This window comes from Nocardioides albus, assembly GCF_014648255.1.
GTDB lineage: Bacteria > Actinomycetota > Actinomycetes > Propionibacteriales > Nocardioidaceae > Nocardioides > Nocardioides albus.
Genome location: NZ_BMQT01000009.1, coordinates 117,345 through 137,158, shown reverse-complemented (window position 1 = coordinate 137,158; position 19,814 = coordinate 117,345). Strand labels below are relative to the sequence as shown.

Below are 19,814 nucleotides of genomic sequence, written 5' to 3'. Positions count from 1 at the left end.
GGCCGCTCCGCGGTCCTTGACCCGGCACCTGATCGAGAAAGAATTTCGCCAGTATCGGGGCGGCGGCGAGGGTGTGGCGCGGAGATCACGTTACCTGTTCGTGGACCGCGTAATTCGGGTTTGACCAGCACAAACAGGTAGCGGCGACGTGCCGTTTCGCATATAATTGGCTGTATGAACGAGACCATCGACCAACTCCTGACCGGGCCGCCCCTGGGTGCGTCCGAGAGTGAGCTGGTCGACTGGATCACTCGGCTCGAAGAGGTCAAGTGCATCGCTGAAGCGGTGCAGGCAGAAGCGGCGGTACGCCTCGAGGACGCTGTCCGCGCACGCCAGGCCGAAGCAGGGGTCCCTGCCCGCAAGCTCGGCGAGGGCGTCGCGTCCCAGGTGGCGTTGGCGCGGCGGGTCTCACCCGCCAAAGGTGCAAGCGCGTTGGGGCTGGCGAAGGTGTTGGTGGCGGAGATGCCACACACGTACGCATTGATGAAGATCGGGTTGTTCTCGCAGTGGCAGGCCACCATCCTCGCCCGCGAGACCGCCTGCCTGTCGGTCGAGGACCGTCGAGTCATCGACTACCAGCTCTGCGCACTCGGTGACGACGGGCAGGCTCCGAAGGTCGTGGCCATGGGCCTACGGCAGCTCGAGAACGCCGCCAAGAAGCTCGCCATCACCCTCGACCAAGAATCCGTCGTCAACCGAGCAGCGAACGCGGAGAGGGACCGCCGGGTCAGCGTCCGACCCGCACCGGACACCATGACCTGGCTCGGCGCACTGCTCCCAGTCAAGGACGGTGTCGCTGTTTATGCGGCGTTGGACCAAGCTGCGAAGGCTGCGCAGGCGGCTGGTGATGAGCGAACTCGCGGTCAGGTCATGGCCGACACATTGGTCGACAGGGTCACCGGACGCGCCGGCACCGAAGGGATGAAGCCTCGGATCGAGGTCAAGATCGTGATGACCGCCGACACCCTCACCAACGAGAGCGACCAGCCCGCCATGGTGGAGGGCTATGGACCCGTCCTCGCAGGCTGGGCCCGTGAAGCACTCTCGGACGCCGAGGTGTTTGTGCGGAGACTGTTCACCGACCCCGCCGGCCAGTTGGTCGCGATGGAGTCCCGCTCCCGGAAAGCACCTGACGGGCTGGCGGAGTTCATCACGACCCGCGACGGCGGGATCTGCCGCACCGTCGGCTGCGACGCCCCGATCCGGAACATCGACCACGTCGAGCGCCACGCAGACGGCGGCGAAACCAGAGCGGAGAACCTGCAGGGTCTCTGCGAAAGGGGCAATCAAGCGAAGGAAGCCCTCGGCTGGCAGACCAGACCCGGACCCGACGGCAGCATCATCACCATCACACCTACTGGGCACACCTACATCAGCCCGCCTCCAGACACCTGGAAACCGGATCCGCCGCCACTGTCCCGGGCTGAGCTCGTGCTGCGCGACGTACTTGTCGACCACACCCTCGTCGCCTGACCCGTGTCGCGGTCAGGCGAGGGGGAGGAGGTCGCGTTCGGCGAAGACCTTCTTGGCGGTGAAGGTGGCGTTCAGGGCGCGGGGGAAGCCGCAGTAGACGGCGGAGTGGAGGAATGCCTCGATGATCTGCTCGGGGGTCAGACCTACGTTGAGGGCGGCGTTGATGTGGACCTCGAGCTGGGGCTCGCAGCCGCCCAGGGCGGTGAGCATGCCGAGGGTGACGAGCTGTCGGTCCCGCGGCTCGAGGCCGGGGCGGGCGTAGATCTCGCCGAAGCCCCAGGCGACCACCTGGTGGCCGAGCTCTGGGGCGATGTCGGCGAGGGAGTCGATCACTCGGGCGCCGGCCTCGCCGTCAACGGCGTCGAGGATCTGGCGGCCGTGCTCGTGGCGAGCGGCGCGGGCGGCGGGGTCCTGGGTCGGGTTGTCGTACGTCATGTCGCGCACGCTAGGAGTTGGAGCGCGCTCGAAGTCAACGGATCGGAGCGAGAGCTAGGAGGCGTACGCGATCTGCTCCTGGATCTCGAAGCGGAGGCCGTCGGCGGCGGCGATGTAGACGTCCTGGTCGACGAGGTTGCCGTGCATCCGCATCAGGCCGCGGGGGCTGGAGTAGGTGTGGTGGTCGGTGAGGCGCAGCGCGGGCTCGACCTCGAGGGAACCGCAGGCGTCGCCGATCTGACGCAGGAACATCAGCGACTCGTAGCAGGACTCGCCCACGGCGTTGAGGGAGGGCGCGTACTCACCGAAGCGGCGGTAGTAGCGCTCGGCCAGGCCGGCCGACTCGGGGGTGGTGAGGCCGTCGAAGTAGGCGGCGGCCGCGAAGACGTTGGCATTGGCGCCGGCGCCACCGGCGAGCAGGGTGTTCTCCTCGACCGCGGGGCTCAGCCGGGTCAGCGACGAGCTCAGTCCGGCGGCGGCGAACTGGCGGTTGAAGTGCACCGCGTCCTGCCCCATCAGGAGCATGATCACCCCGTCCTGCTCGCCACCTTCGAGACCACGCAGCACACCGGCGAAGTCGCGGGTGCCCAGCGGGACGTACGTCTCGCTCACGACCTCCGAGTGCGAACCGCGCAGCGCCGCCCGGGCCGTGGACCCGGTGACGCGCGGGAAGACGTAGTCGTTGCCGACCACCGCCCAGCGGGAGACGCCGTGGTTGGCGCGCATCCAGGTGGTGGCGGGGAGCAGCTGGTTGACCGGGCGCTCGCCGATCATGAAGACCCCAGGAGTGTCGTCGCCGCCCTCGTGCATGGCGGCGAAGGCGTAGAGCGCTCGGCCGCCGACGCGGGCGGTGATCGCCTGGCGTACGGCGGAGATGTGCCAGCCCGCGATCGCGTCGACCCGGCCGAGGTCGACGAGCCGAGCGACCTCGGCGGCGACCTCGTGGGGTGCGCGCCCGGCATCGATCGCGACCAGCTCGACCGGCTTCCCGGCGATCCCGCCGCCGGCGTTGAGCTCCTCCGCGGCGAGCTCGCCGCAGGCCAGGCAGCCGGGGCCGTAGATGCCGGTCGGACCCTGCATCGGGACGACGAACGCGATCGAGACGGCGCCCTTCGGGCGGGGTGCGAGGCCCAGCAGGGCATGGGACGCCGGGGTGAACGACGGTGGGGTCATCGACGCCTGCTCCCGAACGGAATGTTGCCCTGATGACTCACCATTGAGCCGTTGGGTGGTTAGGGTACGGCAGACAGCGATCGTGGGGAGGACTCATGGAGGTTGCCGAGACGGCAGTCACGGATCTTGCTGTGCTGCTCGCCCGGGCACAGCGCCGGATCGAGCGTGCGCTCGCCGAGGCGTACGCCGAGTTCGACCTCACCGCGGAGCAATGGCGCATCCTCAGTGTGCTGCTCGACGATCCGGGCCAGACGATGACGCGTCTCGCTGACGGCGCCGCGCTCCCGGCCGGCACGTTGACCCGGCACGTCGACCGGCTGGTCGAGCGCGGGCTGGTGCTGCGCAAGATCCATGCCGAGGACAAGCGCCGCGCCGTGGTCGCGCTCTCGCCGGTGGGCGCCTCGGCGGCCCGGGAGATCCGAGCCCAGCAGCAGAACGAGGCCGTGGCCAGGGTGGCCCGCGACCTGCGGACGGTGCTCGAGAAGCTGCCCTGAAGGCGTTTCCGTCTGGAAACAAATCCTCACAGAGTCCGATACGCCAGCGAAACAACCCATCCCTAGATTCCTTCCATTCGAGAGCAATTGTCCGATGGAAGGACCTCCCCCGTGCGTACGAAATTCTCGAGCCGCCTCCTCGCGGCCAGCTCGGTGCTCGCTCTGGGCATGACCGCGACTGCCTGCGGCGGCGCCAAGACCGGTGACACCGCGACCAGCGAGAGCTGCGTCGACACCAGCGGCGACACCATCAAGATCGGCTTCCTCAACTCCCTGTCCGGGACGATGGCGATCAGCGAGACGACCGTCTTCAAGTCCCTGTCGATGGCGGCCGAGGAGATCAACGCCGACGGCGGCGTGCTCGGCAAGAAGCTCGAGATCGTCAGCGAGGACGGCCAGTCCGAGCCGACCGTCTTCGCCGAGAAGGCGACCAAGCTGATCCAGGACGACTGCGTCGCGGCCGTCTTCGGCGGCTGGACCTCCAGCTCGCGCAAGGCGATGCTGCCGGTCTTCGAGGGCAACGACGCGCTGCTCTTCTACCCGGTGCAGTACGAGGGCCTGGAGTCCTCGCACAACATCTTCTACACCGGCGCGACCACGAACCAGCAGATCATCCCTGCCCTCGACTTCCTCAAGCAGGAGAAGAAGATCGAGTCGATCTTCCTGGTCGGCTCCGACTACGTCTTCCCGCGCACGGCCAACAAGATCATCAAACAGTACGCCGCCGCCAACGGCATCGAGGTCCTCGGTGAGGAGTACCAGCCCCTAGGCTCGACCGACTTCGGCACGGTCGTCGACAAGGTCAAGGCCGCCGGCGCGGACGCGGTCTTCAACACCCTCAACGGCGACTCCAACGTGGCCTTCTTCAAGGAGTACAAGGGCAAGGGCCTGACCGCCTCGGCGATGCCGGTGCTCTCGGTCTCGATCGCCGAGGAGGAGGTCCCGGGTGTCGGCGTGGGCAACCTCGAGGGGCAGTACACCGCGTGGAACTACTACCAGACCATCGACAGCCCGGCGAACCAGAAGTTCGTCACCGACTTCAAGGCGGCCAACGGCGCCAAGGCGGTCACCTCCGACCCGATGGAAGCGGCCTACACCTCGCTGCACCTGTGGAAGGGCATGGTCGAGAAGGCCGACTCGTTCGAGGTCGAGGACGTCATCGACGCCTCCGACGGCGTCACCTACGACGCGCCGGAGGGCACCGTCGAGGTCGACGGCGAGAACCACCACATCGCCAAGACCGCGCTCATCGGCCAGGTGAACTCCGAGGGCCTGATCGACACGGTCTGGTCCAGCGACAAGCCGATCGAGCCGGACCCGTACCTGAAGTCCTACGACTGGTGGAAGAACTAGCCCGTTGGACGCGCTGCTCGCCCAGGTCTTCACCGGCATCTCCGCCGGTGCGGTCCTGCTCCTCATCGCCCTCGGGCTCACCCTGACCTTCGGTCAGATGGGCGTGATCAACATGGCCCACGGCGAGTTCATCATGGCCGGCGCGTACACCGCCTATGTCGTCTCGACCATCGTCGCCAGCACCGAGCTGAGTCTGCTGATCGCGCTCCCTGTGGGGTTCGTGATCGGTGGCCTGCTCGGGCTGGCGCTCGAGGCGAGCGTGCTGCGGTGGATGTACGCCCGTCCGCTGGACACGCTCTTGGTCACCTACGGCGTCGGTCTCATCCTGCAGCAGGTCGCCCGCGACATCTTCGGGGCTCCCGCCAAGGAGGTGCCCGCGCCGGGCTGGCTCGACGGGTCGATCCCGATCCTGGGCTACGACTTCCCGCTGACCAGGCTCTTCATCATCGTCCTGGCCGGGCTCTGCGTCGCGGCGCTGCTGGCGGTGCTCCGGTTCACCGCCCTCGGGCGCCAGATCCGGGCGACCGTCGGCAACCGCGACCTCGCCGAGACCATCGGCATCTCGACCCGACGTACCGACCGGGCCACCTTCTTCATCGGGTCCGGCCTGGCCGGCGTCGCCGGGGTGGCGCTCACGCTGCTCGGCTCGACCGGCCCCAACCTCGGCACGTCCTACATCGTCCAGGCGTTCCTCGTGGTCGTGGTCGGCGGCATCGGGCACCTCAAGGGCACGATCGTCGCGGCTCTCGGGATCGGCCTGCTCCAGGCGTTCCTAGCTCACGCCCTGACCGGCTCGGTCGCCCAGGTGATCGTCTTCCTGGCGATCGTCGCGTTCCTGCAGCTGCGTCCGCAGGGCATCCTCTCGGTCCGGACCAGGAGCCTGGCATGAGACTCCCCACTCTGAAACACGCCTATCCGTACGTCGGCTGGCTTCTGCTCGCGGTCGCCCTGCTCGTCCTCGCCCCGGCGGTCCTGTCCGACTTCCGCCTCGGCCTGCTCGCGAAGTACTGCTGCTACGCCATCGCCGCGGTCGGTATCGGCCTCGCCTGGGGCCGTGGCGGGATGCTGGTGCTCGGCCAGGGGCTCTACTTCGGCATCGGTGCCTACGCGATGGCGATGCACCTCAAGCTCGCCGACGCCGGCCCCGGCGGAGTGCCGGACTTCATGGCGCTCTACGGCGACGCCACGGTGCCGGGCTGGTGGGAGCCATTGCGCAACGGCGGGCTCGCTCTGGTCGTCATCCTCGTCCTCCCGGCACTGGTGGCGGGCCTGCTGGGGCTCGCGGTCTTCAAGCGGCGGATCAAGGGGGCGTACTTCGCCATCCTGAGCCAAGCGCTCGCCGCCGCCTTCGCGATCCTGCTCGTCGGCCAGGTGAAGACCACCGGCGGCGCCAACGGCCTCAACAACTTCCAGGGCTTCTTCGGGTTCGCCCTGTTCGATCCGGCCAACAAGCGGATGCTCTACTTCATCGCCGCCGGGATTCTGCTGGTCTCGATCCTGGCGATGGCCTGGCTCTACCGCACCCGCTTCGGTGAGCTGCTGGTCGCCGTCCGCGACGGCGAGGAGCGGGTGCGGTTCCTCGGCACCGACCCAGCCAACGTCAAGCTGGCGGCGTACGTCATCGCGGCCGTCCTGGCCTCGATCGGCGGCGCGCTCTTCGTGCCGATCGCCGGGATCGTCTCGCCCGACGACGTCGGCGTGGTCGCCTCCATCGGGCTGCTCGCCGGGGTCGCGCTGGGCGGGCGTGCCTCGCTGCTCGGGCCGGCCGTCGGCGCGCTCCTGATCGGGTATGCGGAGACCTCGCTCTCCGAGGCCTTTCCGGGGTCGTGGTCTTACTTCCAGGGGGCGCTGTTCGTGCTGGTCATCCTGCTGCTGCCGGGCGGGCTGGCGCAGCTGCTGGGGCTGGTGAGGAGAGCGAATGTTCACCGAGGTAACTCGGTGGGCGATCACTTACTTCGTGGAGTTCCACGAGGGGAGCAGGGCGAGACCGAGGTAACTCGGTCAGCATCCGAGGAGGCGGCAGCGCGATGACGCTGACGGTGAGCGACCTGCGGGTCGAGTTCGACGGGTTCGTGGCGATCGACGGGGTGTCATTGACGCTCGAGCCGGGCCGGCTGCACTTCCTGATCGGCCCCAACGGCGCCGGAAAAACCACGCTGGTGGACGCCCTGACCGGTCTGGCGCACGGAAGTGGTGAAGCGCGTTATCGCACACGCGATCTGCTCACGCTGGCATCGCACAAGATCACCCGCCTCGGGGTGGGACGTACGTTCCAGACCGCGACGGTCTTCGAGGAGCTCAGCGTGCTGCAGAACCTCGACATCGCAGCCGGCGTGCACCGGGCGCGGTGGCGGCTGATGCTGCCGCGGCGGGGGATGTCCGAGCAGGTCGCCGAGGTGCTGGAGACCGTGGGGCTCACGGAGCTGGCGGAGCGGCCCGCGGGCGTGCTCTCGCACGGGCAGAAGCAGTGGCTGGAGATCGGCATGCTGCTGGTGCAGGACTCCTCGGTGATGCTGCTCGACGAGCCCGTCGCCGGGATGTCGGCCGAGGAGCGGGAGGCGACCGGGGAGCTGCTGCGCCGGATCAGCCCGGAGCGGACGGTCGTGGTCATCGAGCACGACATGGACTTCGTACGACGCTTCGCCGACGTGGTCACGGTCCTGCATGCCGGGAAGGTGATTGCCGAGGGCACCGCCGCCGAGATCCGGGAGGACGCCGAGGTGCAGCGGGTCTATCTGGGCGACACCGTCGCCGCGGTCACCGAAACCACAGGGGAGGACGCCTGATGCTGAGGATCGAGTCGGTCACCGGCGGCTACGGCCGCACCACGGTGCTCCACGAGGTCAGCCTCGAGGTCCCGACCGGCGCCGCGGTGGCGCTGATGGGACACAACGGCGCCGGCAAGACGACCCTGCTCAAGGCGGCGGTCGGGCTGGTCCGGGCCAAGAGCGGACGGGTGCTGCTCGACGGCGAGGACGTCACCGGGTTGAGGCCGAGCGCACGCGTCAAGCGGGGCCTGGGCTACGTCCCGCAGGGCCAGCAGAGCTTCGGCGACATGACGGCGCTGGAGAACCTCCAGCTGGTCGGCGACCGGGCCGGGATCAGCGAGATGCTCGACCTGTTCCCCGCGCTGAAGGACCTGCTCGGCAGGCGGGCCGGGCTGCTCTCCGGCGGCCAGCGCCAGCAGCTCTCGATCGCGCGAACGCTGCTGACCAGGCCGCGGCTGCTCATCCTCGACGAGCCGACCGAAGGCATCCAGCCCAACGTCGTCGCCGAGATCGAACGGGTGATCGCCGAGCTCACCGGTCGCGGCGACCTCACCGTGCTGCTGGTCGAGCAGCACGTCGGGTTCGCGCTGCGTACTGCCTCTGCCTACTACATCCTCGAGTCCGGCCGGATCACCGCCCGCGGTGACGGCGGCTCCGAGGCGCACGACCACGTCCGATCCCAGCTGGCCGTCTAGGCCGGCCGTCCAGAGAGTTGGCGAGATGCATCTGACCCCGTCCGACACCGAGAAGCTGCTGCTGTCCGTGGCCGGGATGGTCGCTCGCGACCGGCTTGCCCGCGGGGTGCTCCTCAACTACCCCGAGTCCGTCGCCCTGCTCTCCACCTGGGTGATCGAGCGGGCACGCGAGGGTGCCTTGGTCTCCGACCTGATGACGCGGGGCCGCGCCGTGCTGACCCGCGAGCAGGTCATGCCCGACGTGGTCGACATGCTCGTCGAGGTGCAGGTCGAGGCGACCTTCCCCGACGGCCGCAAGCTCGTCACCATCCACCAGCCCATCGCCTGACGCCCAGCCCTGAGGAGCCCAGCATGTCCATGCAGTCCAGCGGTCCCGGAGCCGTACGCGTCGCCGACGGCACCATCCGGCTCAACACCGACCGGAGCGAGTCGGAGCGGCGTACGTTGGTGGTTCTCAACACCGGCGATCGGCCGGTCCAGATCGGCTCCCACATCCACCTTGCCGAGGTGAACTCCGCCCTCGACTTCGACCGCGAGGCGGCCGAGGGGTTCCGGCTCGACATCCCCGCCGGCACCTCGCGCCGGTTCGAGCCGGGGGCGTCACGTGAGGTCGCGATCGTCGCGTTCAAGGGTGCGCGCATCGTGCCCGGAATCTCCGTGGTCTCGACAGGCTCGACCACCGAGGGCGGTGCGTGATGGTGGAGATCAGCAGGAGCGAGTACGCCGCGCTCTACGGCCCCACGACCGGCGACCAGGTGCGCCTCGGTGACACCGATCTCTGGATCGAGGTCGAGGACGACCTGACCGCGGGTGGCGAGGAGTCGGTCTTCGGCGGCGGCAAGTCGATCCGCGAGTCGATGAACCAGTCGACGGTGCCGCGGGCCGAGGGTGCTCTCGACACCGTGATCACCAACGCGCTCGTGCTCGACCACTGGGGCATCGTCCGTGCCGACGTCGGGATCCGCGGCGGGAGGATCGTCGCCCTGGGCCGCTCCGGGAACCCCGACATCGCCGACGGCGTCCACCCCGACCTGGTCATCGGACCGGGCACCGACGTGGTCAGCGGCGAGGGGAAGATCCTCACCGCTGGGGCGATCGACGTCCATGTGCACCTGCTGTCCCGGTCCCAGATCGTCGAGGCGATCTCGACCGGGATCACCACCGTGGGCGGCGGCGGAACCGGACCCTCGGAGGGCTCGAAGGCCACCACGGTCACCCCCGGACCGTGGCACCTGGAGACCATCCACCGCGCGCTCGACGACATGCCGGTCAACCTGCTGCTGATGGGCAAGGGCAACACCGTCTCCGCGGCCGGGCTGGCCGAGCAGGCGCTGGCCGGAGCCGCCGCCTACAAGGTCCACGAGGACTGGGGCTCGACCCCGGCAGCGATCGACGCCGCCCTCAAGGCCGCCGACGAGCACGGCCTGCAGGTCGCGCTGCACTCGGACTCGCTCAACGAGGCCGGCTACCTGGAGTCGACGGTCGCAGCGATCGCCGGCCGCTCCATCCACGCCTTCCACGCCGAGGGTGCCGGGGGAGGGCACGCGCCCGACATCCTCACGGTCGCCTCGCTGCCGTACGTCATCCCCGGCTCCACGAACCCGACCCTGCCGCACACCGTCAACACCGTCGCCGAGCACCTCGACATGCTGATGGTCTGCCACCACCTCAACCCGCGCGTGCCCGAGGACCTGGCCTTCGCGGAGTCGCGGATCCGGGCGACCACGATCGCCGCCGAGGACGTACTGCACGACCTCGGCGCGCTGTCCATCACCTCCTCCGACGCGCAGGCGATGGGCCGCATCGGCGAGGTCGTGTGCCGCACCTGGCAGGTCGCCCACGCGATGAAGGCCCGGCTCGGCTCGCTGGGTGGGAAGGCGGACAACATCAGAGCCAAGAGGTACGTCGCGAAATACACGATCAACCCCGCCATCGCCCATGGGATCGCTGCCGAGGTCGGCTCCGTGGAGCCCGGCAAGATGGCCGACCTGGTCCTGTGGGACCCGCGGTTCTTCGGCATCCGGCCCGAGGTCGTGATGAAGTCCGGCGCCCTGATCTGGGGCGCCCTCGGCGACCCGAACGCCTCCATCCCGACCCCGCAGCCGGTGCTCATGCGACCGACGCTGGTGGGGCCGGGAGCGGACCACGCGGTCTCGTTCGTCGCCCCGTCCGCGCTGGAGGCCGGGCTGGCCGATCGCCTCGGACTGCGCCGACGTCTCGTCGGGATCTCACCCACCCGCGAAATCGGCAAGGCCGACATGGTCAACAACTCCGCGACCCCCGAGATCCGGGTCGAGCCCGAGACCTTCCGCATCCACGTGGACGGCGAGCTGATCGAGCCCGCCCCCGCGACCGAGCTGCCGCTGACGCAGCTCTACTCGATGTTCTGAGCGCGATGTCCGACGACCTGCTCATGATGCTGCTCGCCGACGCCCGCCTCCCTGTCGCCGGCCACACCCAGTCGGGCCAGCTGGAGGCTGCCGTACGCTCCGGCCTCACCGCCGATCAGGTGCCGGTCTTCATGCGGTCGCGACTGGCCAGCGTGGTGAGGGTCGAGGCGGGCACGGCGGTGGTGGCGCTGCACCGGCTGCGCGCTGGTCTGCCGCTGGAGCCGGTGCTGGATGCCTGGGCGGCGCGCACCCCCGCGGCCCCGATGCGGGACACCTCGCGCACCCTCGGTCGCGCACTGTTGCGGCTGGTCAGGCGCCTGTTTCCGGACTCGACGCACGTCGCGGAGGTGGCCGGCCTCAAGCGGCCTTGCCGCCCGCTCGTCCTAGCCGCGGCGGCCGCCACCGGTGGCATCGCGCCGACCTCGCTGGGCCGGCTGGTGGCGTACGACGATCTGCAGACGGTCGCCTCGGCATCCCTCAAGCTGCTGCCCCTCGACCCGCTCGATGCCACCTCGTGGGTGCACGACCTGCTCCCGGAGGCCGAGCGGCTCGCCACCGGCGTCGCCCCGCTCACCGAGCCCCATCACATCCCGGCGCCCAGCGCGCCCCAGCTAGATCTGTGGGCCCAGACCCACGCCCATACGACCAGGAGGTTGTTCAGTGCCTGAACAGACGACGAGAAACACGCCGAGTCGGCTCATCCTGACCGAATCAGAGCGCGAGTCGGCTCGTTCTAACGAGCCGACTCGGCATGGATTGACGTCAGAACGAGCCGACTCGACCCCGAGCGAAGCGGCCAGGGGACTGCGGATCGGGGTTTGCGGACCTGTTGGGACGGGCAAGAGCTCGCTCATCGCGCTGCTGTGCCGTGAGCTCTCCGCCGATCTGGAGATCGGTGTGGTCACCAACGACATCTACACCGACGAGGACGCCCGCTTCCTCCGCTCCGCCGGCGTGCTCGACCCGGCGCGCATCCGGGCGGTCGAGACCGGCGCCTGCCCCCACACCGCCATCCGCGACGACGTCACCGCCAACCTGATCGCCGTCGAGGAGCTCGAGGAGGAGTTCGCGCCGCTCGACGTGGTCCTGGTCGAGTCCGGCGGCGACAACCTCACCGCCACCTTCTCCCCGGCGCTGGTCGACACCCAGATCTTCCTGATCGACGTCGCCGGCGGTGGCGACGTCGCCCGCAAGGGGGGCCCGGGCATCGAGCGCGCCGACCTGCTCGTGGTCAACAAGACCGACCTGGCCCCGTACGTCGGTGTCGACCCGGTCGCGATGGTCTCCGACGCGGGGTCGGTCCGAGAGGGTCGTCCGGTCATCGCGCTCTCCCGCACCGACCCGGCCTCGGTCGAGGCGCTGGTGACGTGGGTGAGGTCCGAGCTGACTCGGCACCGAGGCGGTGCGCTGGTCCCGGCCGACCCGGGCCCGATGGCGCCGCACTTCCACGCGGTCGGCACCAGCCACACGCACGAACATGACCACCAGCACGCCTGACCTGGCCAGCGGCTCCCTGACCCGCGTGCGGGTCGGGGCGGTCGACGGCGGCCGCGTGCGCGTCGAGACCGACGTCACCGGACCCTCGACCGCGCCGGCACTGCGGCCGATGCTGCTCGCCAGCGACGCCCGCTCGGCGCGGATCTCGCTGGTCCCCGACGGCGCGATGCTCCTGGCCGGTGACCAGGTCACGGTCGAGGTCGAGGTGGGGGAGGGCGCCAGCCTGACCCTGATCGAGCCGGCCGGGACGGTCGCCTACGACATGGACGGCGGCCACGCTTCCTGGACGGTCGCGATCACCCTCGCCGCGAACGCTAGCCTGGTCTGGGCCGGGGAGCCCTTCGTCGTCTCCGCCGGCGCCGACGTCACCCGTGACACCCGGGTCACCCTCGCTCCCGGTGCGAGGCTCGCCCTGCGCGAGACCGTCGTCCTCGGCCGCCACCGTGAGCGCCCCGGCCGGGTGGCCACCACCTGGTCGGCCCATCAGGCCGACGGGCGGCCGCTCCTGATCGAGTCCCTCGACCTGGACGCGAGATCGCTGGCGCCTGGCATCCTCGGCCAACACCGCGTGCTCGCGTCGGTCACGGCGCTCGGGCGAGACGTACCGCCCGACGCCTGCCCCGACGGCCGTCTCGACCTGGAGTGCGGCGGCACCCTGTGGCGCCACCTGGCCGGCGAGACCCACGAGGTCCCGGCAGAGCCCTGGGAATGCGCCACGACTGGTTGAGGTTTCAACAGGCGTGACTGACATCGAGTTCGGCCTGGACACCTTCGGCGGGGTCACCCGCGACGCCGAGGGCAAGCCGCAGCACCACGCGCAGGTGATCCGGAACATCGTCGAGGAGGGCGTGCTCGCCCACCAGGTCGGGCTCGACTTCTTCGGCGTGGGAGAGCACCACCGCCGCGACTTCGCCGTCTCCAGCCCGGAGATGGTGCTCGCCGCGGTCGCCTCCCGCACCGAGCGACTGCGGCTCGGCTCCGCCGTGACCGTGCTCAGCTCCGACGACCCGGTGCGGGTCTTCGAGCGGTTCGCCACCCTCGACGCGGTCTCCCAGGGCCGCGCGGAGATCGTCGCCGGGCGTGGGTCGTTCACCGAGTCGTTCCCGCTGTTCGGCTTCGACCTCGCCGACTACGAGGAGCTCTTCGAGGAGCGGCTCGAGCTGCTCGCCGCCCTGCTGAAGGAGGAGAAGGTCACCTGGGAGGGCCGCACCCGCGCGGCACTCACCGACCAGGAGGTCTTCCCGCGCACCGAGAACGGCCTGACCGCATGGGTCGGCGTCGGCGGGAGCCCGGAGTCGGTCGTACGCACCGCCCGCCACGGCTTCGGCCTCTTCCTGGCGATCATCGGCGGTCCGGCCGACCGGTTCGCGCCCTACATCGACCTCTTCGAGCGCGCCCAGGACGAGTTCGGGGTGTCGCGGCAGCGCGTCGCCGTCCACTCGCCCGGGTTCGTCGCGGCGACCGACGAGCAGGCGCGCGAGACGGTCTACGAGGGTTGGCTGGCGATGCGTACCCAGATCGGTCGCGAGCGCGGCTGGCCGCCGCCTTCGCCCGGCGACTTCGAGCGCGAGATCGAGGGCGGGTCCCTCTACGTCGGCTCGCCGGAGACGGTCGCCCGGAAGCTGGCCGGCACCATCAAGGTGCTCGGCGTCGACCGGTTCGACCTGAAGTACGACCAGGGCCAGGTGCGCCACGAGGACCTGATGGGCTCGATCGAGCTCTACGGCACCCAGGTCGTGCCGCTCGTCAAGGACATGCTGGGCTGAGGCAGCCCGGCATGCTCAGCCCAGGAGGTCAGCCCAGCCAGCTCGAGATCGGGTGGATCGCGAAGTAGATGGTGAACATCACCGCGACCAGCCACATCAGCGGATGAATGGCCTTGGCCTTGCCGCGTACGACCTTGATCAGCACATACGCGAGGAAACCCGCGCCGATACCGACCGAGATCGAGTAGGTGAACGGCATCAGCGCGATCGTCAGGAACGCCGGGATGGCGATGTCCGGGTCGGCCCAGTCGATGTCCTTGACCTGCTGCATCATCAAGAAGCCGACCAGCACCAGAGCGGGCACGGCTGCCTCTGACGGGATCACCGTGACCAGTGGGGCCAGGAAGGTGGTCAGCAGGAAGAGCACACCGGTGACGACGGCCGCCAGGCCGGTGCGGGCGCCCTCGCCGACGCCGGAGGCGGACTCGACGTAGGAGGTGTTGGAGGAGACGCCACCGGCACCACCGGCAGCGGCGGCCAGCGAGTCGACGACCAGGATCGAGCGCGTACGCGGCGGGGTGCCGTCCTTCTGCAGCAGTCCGGCCTCGGAGCCGATCGCGGTCATCGTGCCCATCGTGTCGAAGAAGTCGGCGAGCATGAGCGTGAAGACCAGCAGGATGGCGGTCACGATGCCGACGTTCTCGAAGGAACCCAGCAGGTTGAACTCGCCCAGCGTCGCGAACGAGGGCCAGTCGACGATCTTGTCCGGGATGGCCGGGACGTTGAGCGACCAGCCGGTCGGGTTCTCGGCGCTGCTCGCGCCCAGGTCCGCCACGGCTTCGACGATGATCGCGATCACGGTGGTAGCGGCGATGGAGATCAGGATCGCGCCGCGGACCTGGCGCACCCACAGGGTGATGACCAGAGCAAGGCCGATGACGAAGACCAGCACCGGCCAGCCCGCGAGCTGCCCGGTCGGGCCGAGCTGCACCGGGACGGTGGTGTTCGCGGCGTCGGAGATGCGGCGTACGAAACCGGCGTCGACGAAGCCGATCAACGCGATGAACAGGCCGATCCCGACGGAGATCGCGGTCTTGAGCTCGCGCGGCACCGCATGGAAGACGGCCTCTCGGAAGCCGGTCAGCACGAGCACGAGGATCACCAGACCCTCGATCACGACCAGGCCCATCGCGTCCGCCCAGGTCATCTGGCTGGCGACCGAGAACGCCACGAACGCGTTGAGCCCGAGCCCCGTCGCCAGCGCCATCGGGTAGTTGGCGACGACACCCATCAGGATCGTCATCACACCCGCCACCAGCGCGGTCCCGGCCGCGATCGCGGCCAGGTTGTCCCCGCTGGCGCCGCCCAGGAGGTCCCCGTTCATGTCCTCGGCGAACCCGAGGATCAGCGGGTTCAGCGCGACGATGTAGGCCATCGTGAAGAAGGTGACCACGCCACCGCGGACCTCGCGTCCGACCGTGGAGCCGCGGGCACTGATCTGGAAGAACCGGTCAACGGCGTTGGTAGGTGCCGGGGTCGAGGTGCTCACGGCGGAATCTTCGCAGATCCTGGCGGCTCGTGGGGCAGCCGCATCGGCGTGCGTTCGATGTCACGTGATCGTCCTCACTGGCGGCGGAAACCGGCCTACGTCGACAACCGCAGGAGCGCGCGGTAGACCTGCCGCGGAGACGGCGGCTCCGGCAGCGGCTGGAAAGCCTCCGCGGCGAAGGCCTGGATGAGATAGCCGACGAGCCGCTTCCAGGCGTCCGGCGCGGCGTCACGGGTGGCCGTGACGACGCCGGCGTTCGCCATCAGGATCAGCGGTACGTCCTGGTGGGCGAAGTCCTCGCGCAGCTTGCCGGTCGCCTTGGCTCGTTCCAACAGCACCCCGAGGCCCTCGGCGGCCCGGTTACGGTCGTCCTCGAGCGCCTTCGCGGTCGGGAAGGTGAGGGTGAGCACGTCTGCAAACCCGCGGTCGTCTGCCTGCATCTGGCAGACCCGCTCGATGTAGCCGCAGAAGCCGTGCCAGGGGTCGGGGTCGGCCAACGCCTCGTCGGTGGCGGCGACGTAGGCGGCCATCCGGTCGGCGAAGACTGCTCCCACCAGGTCGTCACGGGTGGGGAAGCGGCGGAACAGTGTCGCGACGCCGACGCCCGCCCGGCGGGCGATCTCGTTCGTAGACGCGTCCAGGCCCTGCTCCGCGAAGACGCTGCGGGCGGCCTCGAGGACTCGCTCACGGTTTCTCTCGGCATCGGCACGCATGGGTCCATCGTAGCCGAGGATTCGGAATACCCGCTCCACTTACGTTGTTATGGTTCTCGAAACGGAGCGCACGCTCCACTAAACGACTCCGAGAGAGACAGCACGATGAACGTGATCCTGTGGATCCTGCAGGGCCTGCTGGCCGCGATGTTCCTGATGGCCGGCGTGATGAAGTCGACCCAGCCGAAGGAGAAAGTCGCCGAGAAGCTGCCGTGGGCGGAGGACTACTCGGCCGGCACCGTGCGCTTCATCGGCCTCACGGAGCTGTTGGCCGCGATCGGCCTGATCCTGCCCGCCGCCTTCGGCGTACTGCCCGCGCTGACTCCGCTCGCCGCGACCGGCCTGGCCGTCGTGATGGTGCTTGCCATGAACGTTCACCGCCGCCGCAAGGAGACCGGCGCGATCGTCTTCAACGCCGCGATCCTCCTCGTGGCGGTCGTCGTCGCCTGGGGCCGTTTCGGGCCGTACGCCTTCTGACATGTCTGAGGAGAAACGCTCCATGAATGTCACCGTCTTCGGCGCTACCGGCGCCATCGGCAGCCTCACCGTGGCCGAGTTGCTCGACCGCGGCCACAGCGTGACTGCCTACGCCCGAAACCCGCGCAAGATCCCGTCGGCCTGGGCTGACGACGTACGCCTCGTCATCGGTGAGATGTCCGACGCCGAGGCCATCGATTCCGCGGTCGCCGGCTCCGATGCCGTCATCTCCACCCTCGGCCCGAGCATGGACCGCAAGGCGGTCGGCACCCCGCTCGTCGGTGGCACGGAGAACATCGTGGCCGCGATGAAGAAGCATGGAGTACGCCGCGTCGTCGGCCAGGCCACCCCGTCGATCCTTGACCCGCAGGAGAAGCCCACCATGACGACGCGCCTGATCCGTCTCCTCGCCACGACGGTGTGGCCGCGTGCCGTGGAGGAGCTGACCGGCATGAGCCGGACCCTCATGGATCCAGGCCTGGACTGGACGATCGTCCGGTTCAGCCGGCCGACCGATGGGCCGAGGACGGGCAACGTCCACGCGGGTTTCTTCGGCAGCGACCGGCTCGGCTTCGCGGTCTCCCGGGCTGACATCGCCGCCTTCACCGCGGCACAGGCCGAGTCCCTCGCGTACGTAGGCCGTGCGCCGGCCATCAGCAACTGACCCTGCACGCGGTCGAGCTGCTCAGCACCGAGGTCCACATGATCGGCGCCGTAGGGCGGCGCGGCGGAGACCAGGGTCGGTGCTCTCCGCCGCGCGGGCTCTAGCGGGGCCCGAGGGACTCAGGCGCTCCACTCCGGGTAGTCCGTGTAACCGGCCTTGCCGCCGCCGTAGAAGGTCGCCGGGTTCTGCTCGTTGAGCGGCAGCTTCTCCTGCAGGCGTCGCGGCAGGTCCGGGTTGGCGATGAACGTACGCCCGAAGGCGGCCGCGTCGATCAGATCGGCCTCGAGGAGCCTTTCGGCCTTCTCGGAGGTGTAGGCGCCGGCGGCCACGATCGGGCCGGGGTGTGCGGTACGCAGCTGCTTGCGGTAGTCGTCGCTCAGCTCCGGGCCGCCGGCCCAGTCGGGCTCGGAGAGATGCAGGAACGCGATGCCGCGCTTGCCGATCTCGGTGGCGAGGTAGAGGCCCATCTCGGCGCCTTCAGGGTCCTCGACACCGTTGAACGAGCCGATCGGGGAGATCCGGATGGCGACGTGCTCGGTGTCCCACTCGCCGACGACCGCGTCCAGCACCTCGAGGGTGAGGCGGGCGCGGTTCTCCAGAGAGCCGCCGTAGGAGTCGGTACGCTCGTTGCTGCTCGCGCTGGAGAACTGGTGCAGCAGGTAGCCGTGGGCGGCGTGGACCTCGACCAGGTCGAAGCCGGCCTCACGGGCGTTGCGGGTGGCGCGACGGTAGTCGTCGATCACGCCCGCGATCTCCTCGGTCTCCAGGGCACGGGGAGTGGGGCAGTTGACCCGGGTCGGGTTGCCGTCCTCGCCACGTACGGTCGTGCGGTTGCGATAAGGGAGCGCGGAGGCGCTGACCGGAAGGTCACCGTCGTGGAAGGACTCGTGGGAGACCCGGCCGGTGTGCCACAGCTGTGCCGCGATCCGTCCGCCGGCCTCGTGCACGACGTCGGTGATCTGCCGCCACCCCTCGACCTGCTCGGCCGAGTGGATCCCGGGGGTGTCCATGTAGCCCTTGCCCTGCGGCGAGATCTGGGTGCCCTCGGAGACGATCAGCCCTGCCGAGGCACGCTGCCGGTAGTAGTCGGCCATCAATGCGTTGGGTACGTCACCGGGCTGGCTGGCGCGCATCCGTGTCAGCGGTGCCATCAGGACTCGGTTGGGGAGGTTGGTCGAACCCAGGCTCAACGGTGAGAAGAGTGAAGTCATGTGGCGCTCAACTGAGCGGTTGCTCATATTGTTCCCGGCTGCGCCGGAACGGCCGAGTTCGCGATGACGAGCGCGCCCATGACGCCGGCGTTCTCGCCGAGCTCGCTGGGCACCACCTCGAGCGCTGCGGCGGTGTCGGGTTGGGTGAAACGGTCGATCGAGTCCTTGATCCCGAGGACGAACGACTCCGAGTCGCGCATGGTGTCGCCGACCACGATCAGCGCCGGGTTGAGGTGGTTGCAGAGGTCGGCCAGCACCCGGCCGACGGCACGGCCGGCGTCATCGAGGATCCGGTTGACCCGGATGTCGCCCTCCAGAGCGAGCTCGAGGAGCCGTTCGACACTCAGTGCCTCGGCATAGGCGGGTTGCAGCAGCTCGACGAGCCTGGAGCCGCCGAACGCCTTCTCGAGACAACCGCGGTTGCCGCACCGGCAGATCGGGCCGTTCTCCTCGAACCGTACGTGGCCGATCTCGCCGGCGATCCCGGTCACGCCCCGGAAGAGCTTGCCCGCCAGGATCAGCCCGGCGCCGATGCCGCTGGAGGCCTTGACGTAGATGACGTCGTCGACGTCGCGGGCCGCGCCGTGCACGAACTCGGCGAGCGCGCCGAGGTTGGCGTCGTTCTCGACGTGCACGGGCATGCCGAGGCGACGGGCCATCTCCTGGCCCGGGGCCAGATCGATCCAGTTGGCCAGGATGGGGGAGACGACGATGCCGCTGTGTGGGTCGACCGGTCCGGGGATCCCCATGCCGACGCCGAGGATCCGGTCCGTCCTCGGGTCGACGCCCGCCTCCACCAGGCACTCGCGCACCATCGCGGCGGCGCGGTCGATGGTCTCGATGGGGGAGTTGTCGGCGTCGAGCCGGATCTCGTGCTCCGCGAGAGGTTTCGCAGCCAGGTCGGCGACCGCGACCCGGACGTGGCGGTGGCCGATGTCGACAGCGACGAGCGTGCCGGGAGCACCGTTGACGGTGAGGAGCGACGGCGGTCGCCCTCCCCCGCGAGGCAGGGCGGCACCTGTGGTCTCGACGATCTGCTCGGAGGCGAGCAGCTCCTGGACGATGCTCGACACGGTGCTGCGAGACAGCCCGGTGCGCTGGGCGAGCTCGGCGCGGCTGACCGGCGCCGAGCGTCCCAGGAGATGCAGAACCTGGGAACGGTTGGCGACGCGCAGCCGCGACTCCGGAGGGGTCATGCCGAGACTGTAGGTGATTA

General features: G+C 69.4%; 22 protein-coding genes. 16 read left to right on the top strand and 6 right to left on the bottom strand.

Annotation, left to right across the window (positions count from 1 at the left end):
• The first annotated feature begins 174 nt into the window (after nt 1–174).
• A complete protein-coding gene (locus IEY84_RS19360; RefSeq protein WP_183545972.1) occupies nt 175–1,473 on the top strand; it encodes an HNH endonuclease in 1,299 nt (432 codons plus the stop codon).
• Between the two features lie 12 nt (nt 1,474–1,485).
• On the opposite strand, the gene IEY84_RS19355 is transcribed toward IEY84_RS19360, so the two are convergent.
• Both IEY84_RS19355 and IEY84_RS19350 read right to left on the bottom strand, forming a co-directional pair.
• Entirely contained in the window at nt 1,486–1,908 is a 423-nt protein-coding gene (locus tag IEY84_RS19355; protein ID WP_183545970.1) for a carboxymuconolactone decarboxylase family protein, read from the bottom strand.
• Nucleotides 1,909–1,962: 54 nt separating this feature from the next.
• The gene (locus tag IEY84_RS19350) at nt 1,963–3,081 is read right to left on the bottom strand and encodes a substrate-binding domain-containing protein (protein WP_183545968.1); all 1,119 of its coding nucleotides are present in this window, start codon (nt 3,079–3,081) and stop codon (nt 1,963–1,965) included.
• A gap of 95 nt (nt 3,082–3,176) precedes the next feature.
• On the opposite strand from IEY84_RS19350, the gene IEY84_RS19345 reads away from it, so the two are divergent.
• The 13 genes from IEY84_RS19345 (at nt 3,177) to IEY84_RS19285 (ending at nt 14,044) form a co-directional block, all read left to right on the top strand.
• Nucleotides 3,177–3,575 carry a MarR family winged helix-turn-helix transcriptional regulator gene (locus IEY84_RS19345; protein ID WP_183545966.1) on the top strand — a complete coding sequence of 133 codons (399 nt, stop codon included), beginning with the start codon at nt 3,177–3,179 and terminating at the stop codon, nt 3,573–3,575.
• Nucleotides 3,576–3,686: 111 nt separating this feature from the next.
• Entirely contained in the window at nt 3,687–4,928 is a 1,242-nt protein-coding gene (gene urtA, locus IEY84_RS19340; RefSeq protein WP_183545964.1) for an urea ABC transporter substrate-binding protein, read from the top strand.
• 4 nt (nt 4,929–4,932) lie between these two features.
• Nucleotides 4,933–5,817 carry an urea ABC transporter permease subunit UrtB gene (gene urtB / locus IEY84_RS19335; protein ID WP_183545962.1) on the top strand — a complete coding sequence of 295 codons (885 nt, stop codon included), beginning with the start codon at nt 4,933–4,935 and terminating at the stop codon, nt 5,815–5,817.
• Nucleotides 5,814–6,959, top strand: a complete 1,146-nt coding sequence (urtC, locus tag IEY84_RS19330; RefSeq protein ID WP_229788839.1) for an urea ABC transporter permease subunit UrtC — start codon at nt 5,814–5,816, stop codon at nt 6,957–6,959. Before urtB ends, urtC begins: the two co-directional genes overlap by 4 nt.
• Nucleotides 6,956–7,714: an urea ABC transporter ATP-binding protein UrtD gene (gene urtD / locus IEY84_RS19325; protein WP_183545960.1), complete on the top strand. Its 759-nt coding sequence runs from the start codon at nt 6,956–6,958 to the stop codon at nt 7,712–7,714. The genes urtC and urtD overlap by 4 nt, the downstream gene beginning before the upstream one ends.
• Nucleotides 7,714–8,391, top strand: a complete 678-nt coding sequence (locus tag IEY84_RS19320) for an ATP-binding cassette domain-containing protein (protein WP_183545958.1) — start codon at nt 7,714–7,716, stop codon at nt 8,389–8,391. Before urtD ends, IEY84_RS19320 begins: the two co-directional genes overlap by 1 nt.
• A gap of 25 nt (nt 8,392–8,416) precedes the next feature.
• Nucleotides 8,417–8,719, top strand: a complete 303-nt coding sequence (locus IEY84_RS19315) for an urease subunit gamma (RefSeq protein WP_183545950.1) — start codon at nt 8,417–8,419, stop codon at nt 8,717–8,719.
• 23 nt (nt 8,720–8,742) lie between these two features.
• A complete protein-coding gene (ureB, locus tag IEY84_RS19310; RefSeq protein WP_308424457.1) occupies nt 8,743–9,087 on the top strand; it encodes an urease subunit beta in 345 nt (114 codons plus the stop codon).
• Nucleotides 9,087–10,781, top strand: coding sequence for an urease subunit alpha (locus IEY84_RS19305; protein ID WP_183545948.1), 1,695 nt, complete (start codon nt 9,087–9,089; stop codon nt 10,779–10,781). Before ureB ends, IEY84_RS19305 begins: the two co-directional genes overlap by 1 nt.
• A 5-nt stretch (nt 10,782–10,786) precedes the next feature.
• Complete coding sequence (locus tag IEY84_RS19300) at nt 10,787–11,449, top strand: urease accessory UreF family protein (RefSeq protein WP_183545946.1); 663 nt, start codon at nt 10,787–10,789, stop codon at nt 11,447–11,449.
• An 88-nt stretch (nt 11,450–11,537) separates the two neighbouring features.
• Complete coding sequence (gene ureG / locus IEY84_RS19295; protein WP_183545943.1) at nt 11,538–12,278, top strand: urease accessory protein UreG; 741 nt, start codon at nt 11,538–11,540, stop codon at nt 12,276–12,278.
• On the top strand, nt 12,259–13,005 hold the full coding sequence (locus tag IEY84_RS19290) for an urease accessory protein UreD (protein WP_183545941.1): 747 nt from the start codon (nt 12,259–12,261) through the stop codon (nt 13,003–13,005). Before ureG ends, IEY84_RS19290 begins: the two co-directional genes overlap by 20 nt.
• A 13-nt stretch (nt 13,006–13,018) precedes the next feature.
• Complete coding sequence (locus IEY84_RS19285; protein WP_183545939.1) at nt 13,019–14,044, top strand: Atu2307/SP_0267 family LLM class monooxygenase; 1,026 nt, start codon at nt 13,019–13,021, stop codon at nt 14,042–14,044.
• 28 nt (nt 14,045–14,072) lie between these two features.
• Here the strand turns inward: IEY84_RS19285 and IEY84_RS19280 are convergent, their stop codons facing one another.
• Nucleotides 14,073–15,533, bottom strand: coding sequence for an NCS2 family permease (locus IEY84_RS19280; protein WP_183545937.1), 1,461 nt, complete (start codon nt 15,531–15,533; stop codon nt 14,073–14,075).
• Nucleotides 15,534–15,628: 95 nt separating this feature from the next.
• On the bottom strand, nt 15,629–16,246 hold the full coding sequence (locus IEY84_RS19275; RefSeq protein WP_183545935.1) for a TetR/AcrR family transcriptional regulator: 618 nt from the start codon (nt 16,244–16,246) through the stop codon (nt 15,629–15,631).
• 105 nt (nt 16,247–16,351) lie between these two features.
• Between IEY84_RS19275 and IEY84_RS19270 the strand changes: the two genes are divergently transcribed.
• Both IEY84_RS19270 and IEY84_RS19265 read left to right on the top strand, forming a co-directional pair.
• On the top strand, nt 16,352–16,723 hold the full coding sequence (locus tag IEY84_RS19270) for a DoxX family protein (protein WP_183545933.1): 372 nt from the start codon (nt 16,352–16,354) through the stop codon (nt 16,721–16,723).
• A 22-nt stretch (nt 16,724–16,745) separates the two neighbouring features.
• The gene (locus IEY84_RS19265) at nt 16,746–17,387 is read left to right on the top strand and encodes an NAD(P)-dependent oxidoreductase (protein WP_183545931.1); all 642 of its coding nucleotides are present in this window, start codon (nt 16,746–16,748) and stop codon (nt 17,385–17,387) included.
• 119 nt (nt 17,388–17,506) lie between these two features.
• Here the strand turns inward: IEY84_RS19265 and nemA are convergent, their stop codons facing one another.
• Nucleotides 17,507–18,598: an N-ethylmaleimide reductase gene (gene nemA, locus IEY84_RS19260; RefSeq protein WP_183545929.1), complete on the bottom strand. Its 1,092-nt coding sequence runs from the start codon at nt 18,596–18,598 to the stop codon at nt 17,507–17,509.
• A gap of 23 nt (nt 18,599–18,621) precedes the next feature.
• Nucleotides 18,622–19,794, bottom strand: a complete 1,173-nt coding sequence (locus IEY84_RS19255; protein WP_183545927.1) for an ROK family transcriptional regulator — start codon at nt 19,792–19,794, stop codon at nt 18,622–18,624.
• Nucleotides 19,795–19,814 lie beyond the last annotated feature (20 nt).

Coding starts and splice junctions, on each gene's coding strand:
- IEY84_RS19360 (WP_183545972.1), top strand. CDS start 175: ATGAACGAGACCATCGACCAACTCCTGACCGGGCCGCCCCTGGGTGCG.
- IEY84_RS19315 (WP_183545950.1), top strand. CDS start 8,417: ATGCATCTGACCCCGTCCGACACCGAGAAGCTGCTGCTGTCCGTGGCC.
- IEY84_RS19275 (WP_183545935.1), bottom strand. CDS start 16,246: ATGCGTGCCGATGCCGAGAGAAACCGTGAGCGAGTCCTCGAGGCCGCC.
- ureB (WP_308424457.1), top strand. CDS start 8,743: ATGTCCATGCAGTCCAGCGGTCCCGGAGCCGTACGCGTCGCCGACGGC.
- IEY84_RS19300 (WP_183545946.1), top strand. CDS start 10,787: ATGTCCGACGACCTGCTCATGATGCTGCTCGCCGACGCCCGCCTCCCT.
- IEY84_RS19255 (WP_183545927.1), bottom strand. CDS start 19,794: ATGACCCCTCCGGAGTCGCGGCTGCGCGTCGCCAACCGTTCCCAGGTT.
- IEY84_RS19265 (WP_183545931.1), top strand. CDS start 16,746: ATGAATGTCACCGTCTTCGGCGCTACCGGCGCCATCGGCAGCCTCACC.
- IEY84_RS19350 (WP_183545968.1), bottom strand. CDS start 3,081: ATGACCCCACCGTCGTTCACCCCGGCGTCCCATGCCCTGCTGGGCCTC.
- IEY84_RS19345 (WP_183545966.1), top strand. CDS start 3,177: ATGGAGGTTGCCGAGACGGCAGTCACGGATCTTGCTGTGCTGCTCGCC.
- IEY84_RS19270 (WP_183545933.1), top strand. CDS start 16,352: ATGAACGTGATCCTGTGGATCCTGCAGGGCCTGCTGGCCGCGATGTTC.
- nemA (WP_183545929.1), bottom strand. CDS start 18,598: ATGACTTCACTCTTCTCACCGTTGAGCCTGGGTTCGACCAACCTCCCC.
- IEY84_RS19320 (WP_183545958.1), top strand. CDS start 7,714: ATGCTGAGGATCGAGTCGGTCACCGGCGGCTACGGCCGCACCACGGTG.
- IEY84_RS19290 (WP_183545941.1), top strand. CDS start 12,259: ATGACCACCAGCACGCCTGACCTGGCCAGCGGCTCCCTGACCCGCGTG.
- IEY84_RS19355 (WP_183545970.1), bottom strand. CDS start 1,908: ATGACGTACGACAACCCGACCCAGGACCCCGCCGCCCGCGCCGCTCGC.
- urtD (WP_183545960.1), top strand. CDS start 6,956: ATGACGCTGACGGTGAGCGACCTGCGGGTCGAGTTCGACGGGTTCGTG.
- IEY84_RS19305 (WP_183545948.1), top strand. CDS start 9,087: ATGGTGGAGATCAGCAGGAGCGAGTACGCCGCGCTCTACGGCCCCACG.
- urtC (WP_229788839.1), top strand. CDS start 5,814: ATGAGACTCCCCACTCTGAAACACGCCTATCCGTACGTCGGCTGGCTT.